This window comes from Xanthomonas sp. LMG 8993, from assembly GCF_009835065.2.
GTDB classification, from domain to species: domain Bacteria; phylum Pseudomonadota; class Gammaproteobacteria; order Xanthomonadales; family Xanthomonadaceae; genus Xanthomonas; species Xanthomonas arboricola.
This window is the reverse complement of the sequence record NZ_QVIF02000004.1, coordinates 180,919-196,117: the sequence shown is the minus strand read 5'-3', so window position 1 is coordinate 196,117 and position 15,199 is coordinate 180,919. Positions and strand designations below refer to the sequence as shown.

The following is a 15,199-nucleotide window of genomic DNA, read 5'->3' as shown; positions in this document are numbered from 1 at the left end:
CCTTGGCGGCAGTGCGTGAGTGACAGATTGGAACGCTGGGCGCGAGCGCAGCAGAACAATGGTAGCTCTACCGAAGGTTCGGCGCTGCGCTCGCGGTGTTCCTCTTGAAGGCCATGCCTACACTGGCGGGCGCAGTCAACACGAAACCGAACTGCTGATAGAGCCTGTAGGCCTGACCATCCGCAATCAGGCTGACGTACGCCGATTCAGGGACTTCCTGCTCAATATAATTGGCGATCTCGCCCATGACAGCCTTACCCAGGCCACGGCCCTGATGTTCTGGCAAGACGGCAATGTCCACCACCTGATAGAAACAGCCGCCATCACCGATAACGCGCCCCATCGCCACCGGCTCGCCATCGCAAAGCACCTGCACGCTGAAGAGCGAGTTGGGCAGCCCGCGCTCGGCGGCTTCAAGTGCCTTCGGACTCAAGCCGCTTGCTTGCCGAAGATGCCGATACGCTTCGACAGTCGGTGTTTGATGCACAACGCGGTAGGGCGTTGAATGAGTCATTGCAAATCCCTGTAGCACCGAACGGCTACGCTCATTCGATTTGATAGGTGGATGAGGCTTGATTGAAATTCTAGGACGAATCAGCGGGAGAGCCAATAAATGCTCTGTTTGTCTCGGTCACTGGAGCAAGTATTTCCAGGAGAGCTTTAGCCAACAAGTGAACCTGCTCCCAAGCGGGGCGCTGCATTGCTACAAGGTTTACGGTGCGCCCCGAGCCTCCTGGTATGTCATTGACCGGAACAGGATGTGCCGCAGCCATCAATGCAAGAACAGCAGATTCCTGCTGCTCTGTGAAGAAGCCAGTACCTTTCAGGTTCTGTCCGTACAGAGCATCATCTCGTAGCTCCCAAGCGGTGTTGTAGTCGCCCATCGCTTGGCACTGCTCTTCCGCTGGCTCGGCCAACGTCTCTACAGTAAAGAGGAAAGCATTGTATGAGAGGTGTGATGCCTCAATTGCCGATATTTGTGGGGGATCAGACATGGATTTCAATAGTCTGGCTAAGTTGGACTGTTAGGCGTCTTCGGCTTGAGCGAATAGCTAAGTCGACCGGCGAAGCGGCTTCGGCTCGAATGAATTGTCACGCCGCATGCTGATACGTCACGGCGGCAAGTCCAATGATTGCCGCAAGGACAAGCATGACAATCCATCCTGACCTCTGATGGAACGGCACTGGGTTGTACCCAATCTGCGCTTCCGCCGCCGAAGCGTTAACTATCCAGCCGTGGGAGCAAACGGGGCAAATGAGCTGGTACTGCTTGGAGATAACCCATCCGAAAAGATGGTAGAAGTGTCCGTACGTGTACTTGAGACGCAATGTAAAGTCTTGCTCTTGCTCGCACCTCTGGCAGTGCTCATGCTCTGCCAGGTCGAAGGTCAGCACTCGCTCGCCCCTTCCCCAAAGAATCATCTGTCTCCCTCGAAATATCCTTAGCGGTCCAGCAACTGGATTAAACAGAACCGCGAACTGGATCCGGCTTGAACGACTTGCCCGGCGTCGCCACTAGTCACTGCTTCCGGCACAGCCAGAGTCCCCCGCATCGCAACTGGAAAAACCAATGTCCTGACCAGCCGATGCGCCACCATCGGATGACAGATAGAACGGGTCACTTGTATCGGACGACGTGGAGCCAGCTGCCTGAGAAGAAGCAAATGCCGCACAAACCACCGCGCCAATGACTGGAACAAGCCAGATGAGGGCAACTTGCAATGCGCGTTGTGATGGCGACAGCACCGAAACGCGAAGCACGGCAACCGATGCAACGATATTGCCAAGCGCAAGTACCACACCCAATAGAAGCATCAACTTCATCCAAACCTCCAAGTCGCCTGGCTATTACCGGGGTTGCCCGTGTGGCGTAAAAACGATCCTCGCCGAGTCGTCCATTGCCGTCAATCGCTGCAAGCCTTTGCAACAAACGCTCGTTATGCCAGCGCGGCTGCCCATGACCATGTGCTATGCCATAGTCAAGTTGATCCAATGTGAGATGCAGGACGACGGCCTGGTGCTCCACCTTTGTCCTCCTGCGCGAGAAGCAGTGAGCGCGCAAGGTGTGATGCTAAACGCGTTGCGCTTGATGCGGGCGTTGGTCTGCATGCTGCGCGACGCATCTGCTTAGTCCTTGGGTGCCACGCTGACGACCAGCTCGCCGTTGCGCATGCGGATGTTGAGTTTGCTGCCGATGGTGAAGCCCAACTGCTCCAGCCAGCGGCCACGCAGGCGCAGCGTGGGGATGCGTTGGTGGCTGTCGGGGTAGTAGCCGTAGCCGACGGTGCAGCGTTGCGGGGCACGCGGGTGACCTTGGCGGCGCGGCTTGCTGGGATCGGGGCGGGGCTCGGGGATAGGGGTGCGCTCCAAGTAGCGCCGCGGCGTGATCGAGGGGTCGAGCGAGTGCCAGCCGATCTCGGTGGGTGGCGGCACCGTGGCGCGCTTGCGCGCTGAGGTGGGGCGGGACGTGGGTCGACGCATGGCAAAGCCCTCCTTGACGAACAGGCCCCGCCGCCGGGCGGCGACGGGATGTCGGGAGGTTAGAAACCGCGAACAGTCGGCGGGCGTATTTCCCCAAAGGGTGTTGTATTAGCCGCCCTCCCGACGCAGGCATCGCGTCGGTTGCACCCGCAAGACGCTGCAGGCACAAAAAACCCACCGGTTTGACGGAGGTGGGTACCGCTGTTCGAGGAGTTTCTACGCTCCTTGAGGAAGAGATTGCTGCGAGTTTGTTGGGATGTCAACTGCCTCAACAAGCAGGGAGCCGATCAGCGTCCAACGAAGCCGTTGCCCATACCGATGAGACATCTGGAAAATAACCCCGCCCCCTTATTCTCAATTTTTAGCGGGCTGATGCACCTCAGACTCCAGGCGAAGAACGCGGTATCCGAGAAAGGCGCACAAGACAGCCATAGTGATGAGCAAGCCTTTGAACACCATAAAATTTCCAGCTAGGTCTAACGCCTGAGTTAAGCCGACTCACGTAGCGGTTTCGGCTTGCGTGAGTTGCTGTGGCTCAGCGTTGCTAGAACGTAGCCTGCTAGTGCGTACAACATAGAACGCAAGACACCCCACGGCTCGAGTAACTCACCGACATGCGCACCCAGTGCCAAAGACAGAGCCATGTCCGTCAGCTGTACTAGCAAGAATGCAGCACCTACCTGCCAGGCCCTACGAGTCGGGGCACCAGTGGCAAGGCGCCAATAGCAGACGACTGCGATAAGCCCAGTTGCAACACGCCTGAAAAGGCGGGCTCTCTCTACTAGTTGGTCAATCGTCGCCGGTTCGATCTGCGAATGAGCCACCCAGACTCCGCTAACAACACCGACACCACTGGTCAAGATCATGAGTAGAGCAGACCAGCCAACGACGCGCTTCCAGTTCACAGCACTCTCCTCCTGAGTTCCAACACCGGAATCAAGCCGACTCGCGAAGCGGATTCGGCTTGAATGAAGTGCTAGGCGGCAGCTTACCGCCCATTGGCACGACTAGCCTCCTGAAAAAGCGCAGCCAGGTTCGAGCTGGACATCTTGCTGAGCCTGTCATACGCGGATTTGGTGGCGGACTCGGTCCCAGTACCTTCGCCGCGCAACTCAATGCCACCGTTACCGTCCGGCGTGAGGATAAAGACGAACGGCGCAGCGGGATTAGGCGCGCGGGCAGCGACCACTACGGAATGCCCGTCAGCGCAGCCATATATCAGCCACTCATTGCCTCCGAACTGCTTCAAGGCCGGTCAAATGTTGCATTGAAGCGCGGGTTGCTCAGTGGCAGGCACAGTCGACGAGCTAGCAGCGAGAAGTGCGATGAATAGAGTTGCGATCATGTCTGCTTTGCTTCCTAGCACCTGAGTTAAGCCGACCCGCGAAGCGGGTACGGCTTGAATGACTTGTTAGGCCCCGGACCTGCGCGTCACCAGCCAGCCAACTATGGAGCTCGCAAGCCCGCCCCAAACCACTCCGATTGGAAACTGCACGCCGATGAGGTATGCAACGCCAGCACCGATCCCCGAGCCCGCTAAAGCAAACCATGCTACTTTGCGCTTTCGCGAGAGATAAGCGGTCTCCGCTATACGCTTCTGGCGAATCTGCTCCTGAGTACGCAGATCCGGCCCCAAAATGGCCTTCGCGACTGCGTCGGCTTGTGTCCTTTCCCTCTTGCGATGACTCCTGACAGCGGCGAACGCCTGAGTTAAGCAACGCCGCGAAGTGGCGACGGCATGAATGGATTATCAGGCCGTCGCCCGTGCACCTTTGGCCTGCACGAACCGACCGATCACATAGACGACAGCGCCGCAAAGCAGCACCACGCCACCGATGTTGCGGACAATAGCTTGGAGATCTTTATCCGGAATAAAGAACGAGGTAAAAGCTATCACTCCTAGGGCGACCAAGACCAGCGATCTGCCAATCTTTAAGTAGGGGTTGGAACGGCAAAATCGGGAGTCGCTCATGATCTTTGCCTCAAATGTCAGTTGCGAAAAAGCAGACGCAACGCCTGAGTTAAGCCGAACCGTATAGCGGCTTCGGCTTGAATGGATGGCTAGGCCGCAAGCCGGCGTAGCCTGCCCCACGACTGGCGAAGCCCCACAAGGTGCACTATACCAATGGCGAGACAGGTCGCCGAGCTCACGACCCAGAACGTGAGGCTGTTGCCAGGGAAGTAGGCCATGACCGGGACAAATGCCACACCGCGAACGATGTAAATACCTGTGACCGCCGTAAGGACTGTTCGACGTAGCGGAAACGGCCGGAATACGCCTGCGGCCGAGAGTGCGTACGCACCCCAAATGGCCAAGATGGTGGCGATTGCTAGCGTGACCACTGTGGGGTACCAGCTGCCTTCAACGTGACGTTGCGCCATCTGCTCTCCGGCGCCCAAGAGGCGGAAGGGCAGTGCGCCCACTACCAAGCATGCAAGATGTGCCAGTGCTGCAACGCCACTCAGTGCGCCGCCGACGATGAGAAGCTTGTTGGTTGGGCCTTCCACGCGATCTCCCTTGCGGACTAACGCTTGAATTAAGCCGCGTCGCGAAGCGGCATCGGCTTGAATGAATTGTTAGACCGCACGCTGCTTAAGGACGGTTGGTTCAGTGGGCGAAGCTTGCCAAAGCTGTAGGCGGTAGTGATCTTGGCCATCAAGCCCGTCCTCCGACAGCGTGCAAAGGCCGGAAGAAGAAAGACGGACTCTGTACTCGCCAGGCGCCAAGTCAAAGCGTGCCGCATCAGGCAAGTAGTCCATGCAGCCAGCCACAACGAGCGGGCCTTTTGTGATCGCGAGTGAACCCTCGACAACATGATCGAATTCCATGAAGTCAGCAGACGGCGCCGAATCCAGGAACTCAAGCGTAACTGGTACGCACATGTTGCGCGCAGTGCCGATCCCGACCACGCCCATTGAGACAGCGAACATGCGTTAAATGGCTATTGGACTCCACGCATCCGACAGGTCGCCGCTCGCTCCCTCGTCCTGGAGATAGAATTGTAAGTAGTCAGCAAATAGTTCGAGAGAGTGTGATTGCATCAGTGCGGTCTAAAGCTGGAATTAAGCGGCGGCGGAGCCGTCCGCGTGGATGAGTGGTTAGGACTTACGCCGCATGCCAAAGCGTGCCCGATAAGCGTATGCCGCACCTGGAAAACCGATAAACAAGAGATACAAGCAAGCGTTTAGAACTGATGGCTGACTGCGCGCACCAAGCCAAGTTGGGGCCCTAGAAAGCTCGACCACAAGGTACCAGATGCCAAGACCGAAGATGGTGCAGCCAATGAGGCTGCCAATGAATTGCCTGACTCGGCCTTGAGTAAAGCAGGCAAGGGCGAGTAGCAAGCAAAAAGCGGCAAACAAGTGGAAATAAATCGCCTTGTCGGTAGGCGGCGCAACAACGACCATGACGGCGCAAAACAGCATGGCAAAGACACCAAGGAGCAGTCTCGCACTAAGGCTGAGGCCGTGATTGATGGTCCTTTCAGCTTCCTGATGCATGGCTGCAATCCTTTTTGCCCCTAACGCCTGAATTTAGCCGGCCCGCGAAGCCAGTTCGGCTTGAATGAATTGTTAGGCCGCACGCTGCCGCGGCGTGAGCACACCAATGCCGCCGCCAATAAGCCCGTAAATTGCGCCCAAGACTACGACAAACGTCGCAGTGTAGAGCCAAACCGACAGGGTAAGAGTGCCTGCGGCAAGGCGGCCTGGACCAATGGCCCAAGAGACGGCCCAGCCAAGCGTTGCATCAGTGATGCCCATAGCTAAACCGAGCAAAACTGCAGCCCAGAACCCAAACTTACGAGCAGCAAAGAATGCAAATGCGATGTAGAGAATAGCGGATCCGAACGTTGCGTAAGTGTAAGGAAAGCCAAGCACCAGAGACGCGAGAGATGTGACCGCATCAAACACGACCACCGCCAAACACGATAATGCGAAGAATTTGATAGATTGCAACAGAGTCCCCTGTACGGCCTAACGCCTGAATGAAGCCGCGCCGCACCGCGGTGTCGGCTTGAATGAATTGTTAGGCGCCGCGCCGGAAACGGCCGAGCCCGAGTACGATAAGTATTGCAAGCCAGACCGTGAAAGTGGCAATTATTACAGAGGAAATCGCCGTGGCGAGCAGTTTTGGTTCCATTACGACAAAGGGTGCAGCCCACCAGTAACCGGCGTTCCCGATTTGGACAGGTGTAAGAAATGCACACACTACAGCCGTGCGGATCAAGAGTTTGAGCCAAAAGGTAGAAATGGATCGTGTGAAAAGCCAAGTGAAGAAAAAGGTGATTGCTAGGCCAGCAACAAGGACACCGTAGAGCAGTACGATCAGGCCGGTGGGGTCCGATGCCAACGCAGGAAGCGGCTGCAGAAATAACGCGGCGAGAAGAAGCCGATGTCGGGGATATTTCATACAGGGCCTAACGCTTGAATTAAGCCGAGTTGCGAAGCAGCTTCGGCTTGACTGAATTGTTAGACTGCGCCCTCACTGCTCATCCTCCGGGCGCAGTGGAGAGTGGGACCAGTCAAAAGCGGTCAGTACGTGTCTGGCCAGAGCATCGAACTCCTCACGGTAGTGATGCTCATGTGGTGCCGGAACCTCAGGCCGCCCCAGGGCAAAGCCCATGGACCTCAGAGTGCGAGAGTACCGCTCAAGTGGGCCATAGCCGAATACTTGGTTGTGACGGTCCCACACAACAGTGGCCTTGTCTCCTGGAGAGTATGCCCAGAGGTCAAAGCGTGCATCTGCGGAGAGAAACGGCGCAAACCTGGCTAGGAACTCTTTGACCTGAGCCAGCGACAAGGCTGGGCTTTGGTAACGGCCAGGCAGCGCCTCTCCGCGAGGAGTGTGAAGCACGTACAGCAAGTGGTACGGTGGGCCCAAGCATTCAACTAATCGTTCAAAAACGCCAGGGTCTCCGCCGGGAGCGCCCGCAGTTATGTGCTGCCCGATGTCGAACACGGGCAGGTGCGAGTGGGCAGCCCACTCACCGTTAACAAGGTGGCCGAGACGGTACATAGCGGTCGAACGCCTGAATTAAGCCGACCCGCGAAGCGGGTTCGGCTTGAATGAATTGTTAGGTGCCATGGCAGAGATCACTGAGCGGAGATCCTCCACGGCACGTTGTCGAATCTTGGGGGACTTGATATGGCCAGGCAACCGACTAAGCCAGTGACTATTGGGGCCGTGCCCGCCACCGCGAATGGCGGATAGACGACGCGATGTCGGGAGGGGGGTGCGCCCAAGGACATTCACACACTCCGCAAGCTGTGCGGCGGAAGAGAAGCGGAAGACAAAACCCTGCGACTCGACGCAAAGCACGGGATAGCCGCTGCGACCCTTGGCCTTGGGAGCCGGCGGGCTGTATGACTCGGACGCGCGCCATGTGGAGCCGTCCAGCTCCAAGTGAACCCAGTAGGCCATTGGCTCATTGCGCCAGTCCTGTGTGTGTTCGATCCAGTTGCGGGCAACCTTCCCCATGGCACCTAACGCTTGAATTAAGCCGCGCCGCGAAGCGGCGTCGACTTGAATGAATTGTTAGGGAGCAGCCTACGTGGCGTCATGACTGATTGCCAGGCTGCCGACGAACCACAAGTACGCAGCCGCTGCGACAGTAAGCAAGTGCAGCACGCCGACCCAGCGCCACCGAAGGGCCAAGACCGAAGGGGCAACTAGGGTGACCGTTACGACGAGCCCAGCCAGTGGGAAATACCTAGCGAGTTGCGATGATTCAATGCCGGGAATGCCGACCACAAGGCATGAGGCCGCAAAGAAAAAGAAAGCAGAAAGGCCTGCGGCTGACGCCTTGAGCTTACGGTTTGGCGTCGAAGAGAGAACAAAAGCCGGGAGGATAACGGTGAGTCCGATGAGCCCAGGAATACCTTGTTCCGCGGCAAAGAGAACGTGGTGCCAATCCATAACTGTCACTGCCCCCTAACGCTTGAATTAAGCCGAGTTGCGAAGCAACTTCGGCTTGAATGAGTTGTTAGGCATCACTCTCGTCGAAGTGGCCGCACAACTCAAGGAATCGATGATGTCTGGCGTGACCGATGCCATCGCGTTGGTCAATAGCGAGCTCATGATCCGCGGATAGCGGAAACGTAAAGATGGGCCGGCTCTTTGCACTTTGAATCTCAATGTCGAGGAGCAGTCCGGTGATCTCAGGAAAGCCGGGGATGGTGTTGGCGAGCTTTGCTTGAAATTTGGTGCCCTGGACGAGTTCGTTGCTGTAGTTGTCCACGTAGAAGTCATGCTCAGGCTTTGAGACCTCGGCCCAAACGCCCCAAGCAAACTCACCTTCTTGGTGGGTGAATGGAATCATGAGAATGCCGCGAATGAAAAAGCGTTGCTCATCAAGGACGCAAAGGTCGGTGTTAGAGCGGGTGCGCCGATACTTGTCCAAGTAGGAAAGCTCAAAGGCTTCATCCGGCAACTTGAAGCCCCAGTCTGTGGGCAACCCCTCGTGCGTCCTGCCGCAACTGGCACAAACGTAGCTCGAATCTGTCATGTGATGCCTAACGCCTGAATTAAGCCGACCCGCGAAGCGGGTTCGGCTTGAATGAATTGTTGGGCCGCAGCGCAGAGGACACTGTTCTGCAGCCTTCAGGAGAGCTGGAGTCTATAAGACTAGGGGTGCGCAGGTTGAACAAGAACGTCTGGCCCGATCTTGGATATTTTTCTTGTTCTTGACCAGGGTCAGGAAACTCAACATTGATGTAGAAAGGTACAATTCTCTCATCGTGATACCAGGATCCGCTCAGTCTTATACTTGACCTCTGGCGCGTTTTAATGAGTCGCGTCATGCAAAGTGGTAGAGCGGTGCTACGAGCGCCAATTTTAAGCTTAACGACAGGCGCCTTCGTGCCTAAGCCCTCAACAACCAGAAATGCCTTGCCGAACGATGCGGGAATCTCGGGGATCGACCCGTCGGGCTCAAGGCTAAGTATGCGGTCCTGATGCGCGATGGCAGGCTCGGTGAGCAGCGTCAAAACTAGGAAAAACAGTATGCGGCTAGCTTTCATGCGGCCCAACGCCTGAATTAAGCCGAGTTGCGAAGCAACTTTGGCTTGAATGAATTGTTAGGCAGTGAGTGGCCGCGAAGGTTGGATGGTGCAACCATGCTCCCCAGCACTGCCGCCTGGGCAGAGTGTGCCACAGCTTGTGGGATGGAGCTTGCCTAGCGACGCCGCGGCGCGTGATGCCACCGAAGCCAAGTGCGACGAGCGCAGTGCGGGAACGACGTGCCAAGGCGAAGCACCAAACTTACCGCAACCAGCAACGGTGATGACTGCTGTCCGGAGCCAACCGCATGCACGCCTGCGAATTCACCGAAGCGGCAACCACCAATGCATTTGCTCCACCACGGCCTAACGCCTAAATTAAGCCGGCCCGCGAAGCGGGTTCGGCTTGAATGAATTGTTAGGCCGCACGCCAAGTTGCATGGCTACTGACCCGCTGAGATTGAGTGGCAGGCCTTTGCCTCGCCGTAGCAGACAACGCAGACGACGGCCATGCCATTGAATTCTCTAAAGGCATCCGTCATGTCTCCCTCCAACTGGAACTTATCCTCGCATAGGTAGCACCATGCTTGGAGGTCATTTGGATCGCAGCTGTTCTCCACGAATCCAGAAGGAGCAGACTGACCTTGAAGCAGATGCCTACAGACAATGGCGGAGATTCGCTCGCCGTGAGGTCCGCAGCCAATCATCATAGGTTCGCTTGCGGTCATCTGTTCCATGCGGCCTAACGCCTGAATTAAGCCGACCCGCGAAGCGGGTTCGGCTTGAATGAATTGTTAGACCTGCCAACCGCGGGGCTGGAGCCCTCAAAGTGAAACTCTACCGGAACTTGGTGGCGGCAGGCTTGCTATCGCGACGGATAGCGCCACTGTGCTACAGCGGAAAGGATGGCGTCGTTGTAGCCAACTGGTTGGCCGCGACTGCGGCCGATGGGGTGCCACTCCGCCGAGACAATGACCGGGGACTGCACATGCCCGGTAGGCCCAATGACAAAAGCGACTTGGGCTTTGCCAGAAAACTCATTGTGTAGCCGGGGTGGCAGCCTTGGTGCAACTGTAGCTGTAGGGGCAAGCCCGAACGAGCAGCGCGGGGGCGGCGCAGCTGAAGCGCACGCGCACAGCGCGATGCCGAGAGAAAAAACCATCAAGTTGTAGATTTCTCTCATGGCAGGTCTAACGCCTGAATTAAGCCGAGTTGCGAAGCAACTTCGGCTTGAATGAGTTGTTAGGCCTCTCCCGCAGATGGTCAGGGAGCAGGCCATTCACGGCCAAGAAGTCCTTGTGCCGATCGATTGCCGAGAAGGCGGCAGCCAGTAGCTGGATGGCCTGATCGCTTCCCGCAACCCATTGCCTATTGTGGAGAATATACTCTGACACGCTCTCCAACTCTTGGACTGACCAATCATCTATCGGGTCAAAGGTATCCTCAATCTCCGAGATGTAGGCGCTCAGTGAGGACATATATGTAGCCAGAAGAGCTTTATCCGCGACGGCTGCACAGGCAGCGCGGTCAAAGAATTTAGAAAGTGATAGTTGAACGTCCGCACGACTCATAGAGGCCTAACGCGTGAGTTAAGCCGAGTTGCGAAGCAACTTCGGCTTGAATGAGTTGTTAGGCAGTGAGTGGCCGCGAAGGTTGGATGGTGCAACCATGCTCCCCAGCACTGCCGCCTGGACCGAGTGTGCCACAGCTTGCGGGATGGAGCTTGCCCAGCGATGTAGCGTCGCGTGATGCCACCGAAGCCAACTGCAACGAGCGCAGCGCGGGAACGACGTGCCAAGCGAAGCACCGAACTTACCCCAACCAGTAACGGTGATGACTGCTGTCCGGAGCCAACCGCATGCACGCCCGCGAACTCACCGAAGCGGCAACCACCAACGCATTTGCTCCAACACGGCCTAACGCCTGAGTTAAGCCGGCCCAAAGCGGGGCGGTGACTGCGTGCTAGCGTAGCGTAGGCACGAAGGCGCTGCCACGATTTGGGCTCGGCTTGAACGAATTGTTAGGCGGCACTCGCGAGTGCCTATCCCGTCTATTCACTGTCAGTATTGCCGCGTGCCACGAAACGAGCGAGATCGACTGAGTATTTGAGCACAACGATGCCGGCCACAGCCCAAATCGGACCAGATAGCAGGCCTTGGGACGCCACGTACCATAAGGGATTGATTAGCCAATCGGGTGCTCCAAAGGCACGAAGCGCGAAGGTTGCAACCAGATTGACCAGCCACATTATGCCCATGACCACGCCGATTAATCCGAAGAACCGAATGAGTACAAGCGAAGTGTTGTATGACCGACCCATAATTCTCCCCTGTGCCGCCTAACAACTATTCGAAGTCAAAAAGGTGCGTAGCGCCGGGGTGTAGTACGTAATCTCTGACCTCCACACCAAGTGCATTCCCATTGGTTTTACCGCGACATCCCGATCGTGGTGCGTGACCACGGTGCGTAAACATGTCGCATTCCCCTGCGGCGACTCATCGCAATGCGACCGTATCATTCCGACCGAACGGCTTCAATGTCTTCGTCTGCATCGGCCGCCAGGCAGCCGTCTTCGGCAGCGCCTAGCGGGCGACGGCCTGCCAGGCTGTTGGACCGCGTCCGCGATCGGTTGCAGCGGCTGGGCCGTGCCAAGCGCACCGAGGATGCCTATGTTGGTTGAATTCGGCGCTTCATCCTGGCCAACGACAAACGCCATCCAGAGACGATGGGAGTGCGCGAAGTGGAGGCGTTCCTGACCATGCTGGCGGCCCGCGATGGCGTGGCGCCTTCCACGCAGAATCAGGCACTGGCCGCCTTGCTGTTTCTGTATCGCGAGGTGTTGGGACGCGATCTGCCATGGATGGACGAGATTCAGCGTGCCAAGCGGCCGCGGCGGTTGCCGACCGTCCTGAGTGAGGTGGAGGTCATGGCGGTGCTGGCGCAGATGGAGGGGCGTCACGCACTGATGGAGGCACTCCTCTACGGGGCCGGCATGCGCTTGATGGAGTGCGTGCGCCTACGCATCAAGGATGTGGATGTTGCGCGCAACGAGATCGTGGTGCGCGATGGCAAGGGTGGGAAGGACCGCCGCACACTGCTGCCGCAGTCATTGCGCGATGCGCTGCAGCTCCAGTTGGACGAAGCCAAGCGCGTGCATGCGCGGGATCTGCAGGTGGGCGCAGGTGAGGTCTGGCTTCCGCACGCGCTGCTGCGCAAGTATCCCAATGCAGCGCGTGAGCCAGGATGGCAGTATCTGTTCCCGGCGCCGCGTCGTAGCGTGGATCCGCGCGGGAGTGCGGTTCGCCGCCATCATGTGGACGAGAAGGGTTTGCAGCGTGCGGTGAAGGCGGCCTGTCGGCAGGCAGGGCTGGACAAGCCGGCCAGCTGCCACACGCTGCGGCATTCTTTCGCAACCCATCTGCTCGAAGCTGGGTACGACATCCGCACCGTGCAGGAGCTGCTGGGTCACAAGGACGTGGCGACCACCCAGCTCTACACCCATGTGCTGGGGCGAGGCGCGTCGGCGGTGCGCAGCCCGCTCGATCGTCAGCCGCAGGCTTGGCGATAAGTGCTGCTTGCGCGCCTCAGCCGTCCAGCATCGCCTTGTCGCGCACCGCACCCTTATCCGCGCTGGTCGCCAGCAACGCGTAGGCCTTCAACGCCGTAGTGACCTTGCGTGGGCGCACTTCCACCGGCTTCCAGCCCTTGGCATCCTGCTCTGCACGACGACTGGCAAGCTCTTCGTCGGACACCAGCAGGTTGATCGAGCGGTTGGGGATGTCGATCAGGATCTTGTCGCCGTCGCGTACCAGCCCGATCGCGCCGCCCGCCGCCGCTTCCGGTGAGGCGTGGCCGATCGACAGGCCCGAGGTGCCGCCGGAGAAGCGGCCGTCGGTGAGCAGGGCGCATTGCTTGCCCAGGCCCTTGGATTTGAGATAACTGGTGGGGTAGAGCATTTCCTGCATGCCGGGGCCGCCCTTGGGGCCTTCGTAGCGGATCACCACGATGTCGCCGGCTTTCACTTCGTCGGCCAGGATGCCCTTGACCGCCGAATCCTGGCTCTCAAAGACGCGCACATTGCCTTCGAACACGTGGATGGATTCGTCCACGCCCGCAGTCTTCACCACGCAGCCGTCGCGGGCGATATTGCCGTACAGCACGGCCAGGCCGCCTTCCTGCGAGAACGCGTGTGCGACGTCGCGGATGCAGCCTTCGCTGCGATCGGTGTCCAGGCTGTCCCAGCGCGTGGCCTGGCTGAAGGCAATCTGGGTGGGGATGCCGGCCGGGCCGGCCTTGTAGAACGTGTGCACGGTCTCTGCGTCGGTCTGGGTGACATCCCATTGCGCGATGGCGTCGGCCAGCGTGCGTGCGTGCACCGTGGCCGCGTTGGTATGCAGCAGGCCGCCACGCGCCAGCTCGCCGAGGATGGCCATGATGCCGCCGGCGCGGTGCACGTCTTCGATGTGGTACTTCGGCGTGTTCGGGGCGACCTTGCACAGCTGCGGCACGCGCTTGGACAGGCGGTCGATATCGCGCATGCCGAATGGCACGTCGCCTTCCTGCGCGGCGGCGAGCAGATGCAGGATGGTGTTGGTCGAGCCGCCCATGGCGATATCCAGCGTCATCGCATTCTCGAACGCTTCGAACGTGGCGATGCCGCGTGGCAGGGCGGTGGGGTCTTCGCCGCCATACCAGCGGTGGCACAGCTCCACCGCCACGCGTCCGGCGCGCAAAAACAATTGCTCGCGGTCGGCATGCGTGGCCACCACGGTGCCGTTGCCCGGCAGCGACAGGCCCAGCGCTTCGGTCAGGCAGTTCATCGAGTTGGCGGTGAACATGCCCGAGCACGAGCCGCAGGTGGGGCAGGCGCTGCGTTCGAACTCGGCCACCTTTTCGTCGGAGGCGCTGTCGTCGGCGGCGATCACCATCGCGTCGATCAGATCGAGCTTGTGTTCGGCCAGCTTGGTCTTGCCGGCTTCCATCGGCCCGCCGGAGACGAACACGGTGGGGATGTTGAGCCGCAGCGCGGCCATCAACATGCCGGGGGTGATCTTGTCGCAGTTGGAAATGCACACCAGCGCGTCGGCGCAATGCGCGTTGACCATGTATTCGACCGAGTCGGCGATGATCTCGCGGCTGGGCAGCGAATACAGCATGCCGTCGTGACCCATGGCGATGCCGTCGTCCACGGCGATGGTGTCGAACTCCTTGGCCACGCCGCCGACGCGTTCGATCTCGCGCGCGACCAGCTGGCCGAGATCCTTCAGATGCACGTGCCCGGGCACGAACTGCGTGAACGAGTTGGCGATGGCGATGATGGGCTTGTGGAAGTCCCCATCCTTCATGCCGGTGGCGCGCCACAGTGCGCGGGCGCCGGCCATGTTGCGGCCGTGGGTGGAGGTTTTGGAGCGGTACTCGGGCATGGCGAATTCGACGGCTGATTGGCGAGCGGTGGCTGGCAATTAGACCGCGTCGTGACTGTTGCTGCTGCAACGGTCGCGGCGCGCTCCGGTGATCCGGCACGGTAGCACGCGGGCCAGGGCACGCCGTGGCGGTGGGGAGGGCGCGCGCCGCGCGCATCGCACAGGCGGCGGCGGAGCGTTCGCGGGCACGGCGCGCGAACACGCGCCTCCCGCTGGTCGGCGTGGCATGTAATGCGATGTAAACGTATGCGGGGCTGCATGCAGTGCCCGGAGTGCGAACCGGAGCGCAGATTGCG

General features: G+C 59.0%; 11 protein-coding genes and 1 pseudogene. 1 reads left to right on the top strand and 11 read right to left on the bottom strand.

Going from position 1 to position 15,199, the window contains the following annotated elements; all coding sequences use genetic code 11:
• Nucleotides 1-67: 67 nt before the first annotated feature.
• From DYQ94_RS09880 to DYQ94_RS09835, 10 genes are all read right to left on the bottom strand, one after another.
• A complete protein-coding gene (locus DYQ94_RS09880) occupies nt 68-514 on the bottom strand; it encodes a GNAT family N-acetyltransferase (RefSeq protein ID WP_046345381.1) in 447 nt (148 codons plus the stop codon).
• A gap of 70 nt (nt 515-584) precedes the next feature.
• A complete protein-coding gene (locus tag DYQ94_RS09875) occupies nt 585-995 on the bottom strand; it encodes a hypothetical protein (protein WP_126965412.1) in 411 nt (136 codons plus the stop codon).
• Between the two features lie 97 nt (nt 996-1,092).
• Nucleotides 1,093-1,395 (bottom strand): hypothetical protein, encoded by a 303-nt coding sequence (locus tag DYQ94_RS09870; protein WP_184428939.1) that lies wholly within the window; start codon nt 1,393-1,395, stop codon nt 1,093-1,095.
• Nucleotides 1,396-1,515: 120 nt separating this feature from the next.
• Nucleotides 1,516-1,824, bottom strand: a complete 309-nt coding sequence (locus DYQ94_RS09865; RefSeq protein ID WP_126965411.1) for a hypothetical protein — start codon at nt 1,822-1,824, stop codon at nt 1,516-1,518.
• A 303-nt stretch (nt 1,825-2,127) separates the two neighbouring features.
• On the bottom strand, nt 2,128-2,481 hold the full coding sequence (locus DYQ94_RS09860; RefSeq protein ID WP_046345383.1) for a SymE family type I addiction module toxin: 354 nt from the start codon (nt 2,479-2,481) through the stop codon (nt 2,128-2,130).
• 1,750 nt (nt 2,482-4,231) lie between these two features.
• Nucleotides 4,232-4,453 carry a hypothetical protein gene (locus DYQ94_RS09855; RefSeq protein ID WP_126965410.1) on the bottom strand — a complete coding sequence of 74 codons (222 nt, stop codon included), beginning with the start codon at nt 4,451-4,453 and terminating at the stop codon, nt 4,232-4,234.
• A gap of 605 nt (nt 4,454-5,058) precedes the next feature.
• The gene (locus DYQ94_RS09850; protein ID WP_202397623.1) at nt 5,059-5,412 is read right to left on the bottom strand and encodes a hypothetical protein; all 354 of its coding nucleotides are present in this window, start codon (nt 5,410-5,412) and stop codon (nt 5,059-5,061) included.
• A 168-nt stretch (nt 5,413-5,580) separates the two neighbouring features.
• Nucleotides 5,581-5,982 carry a hypothetical protein gene (locus tag DYQ94_RS09845; protein ID WP_126965408.1) on the bottom strand — a complete coding sequence of 134 codons (402 nt, stop codon included), beginning with the start codon at nt 5,980-5,982 and terminating at the stop codon, nt 5,581-5,583.
• 72 nt (nt 5,983-6,054) lie between these two features.
• Complete coding sequence (locus DYQ94_RS09840; RefSeq protein ID WP_126965407.1) at nt 6,055-6,438, bottom strand: hypothetical protein; 384 nt, start codon at nt 6,436-6,438, stop codon at nt 6,055-6,057.
• A 2,027-nt stretch (nt 6,439-8,465) separates the two neighbouring features.
• On the bottom strand, nt 8,466-8,987 hold the full coding sequence (locus tag DYQ94_RS09835; protein ID WP_126965405.1) for a DUF2199 domain-containing protein: 522 nt from the start codon (nt 8,985-8,987) through the stop codon (nt 8,466-8,468).
• Nucleotides 8,988-12,016: 3,029 nt separating this feature from the next.
• Between DYQ94_RS09835 and DYQ94_RS09830 the strand changes: the two are divergent.
• Nucleotides 12,017-13,048, top strand: a pseudogene (locus DYQ94_RS09830) (integron integrase).
• A gap of 16 nt (nt 13,049-13,064) precedes the next feature.
• Here the strand turns inward: DYQ94_RS09830 and ilvD are convergent.
• Entirely contained in the window at nt 13,065-14,903 is a 1,839-nt protein-coding gene (gene ilvD, locus DYQ94_RS09825; protein ID WP_126965404.1) for a dihydroxy-acid dehydratase, read from the bottom strand.
• Nucleotides 14,904-15,199 lie beyond the last annotated feature (296 nt).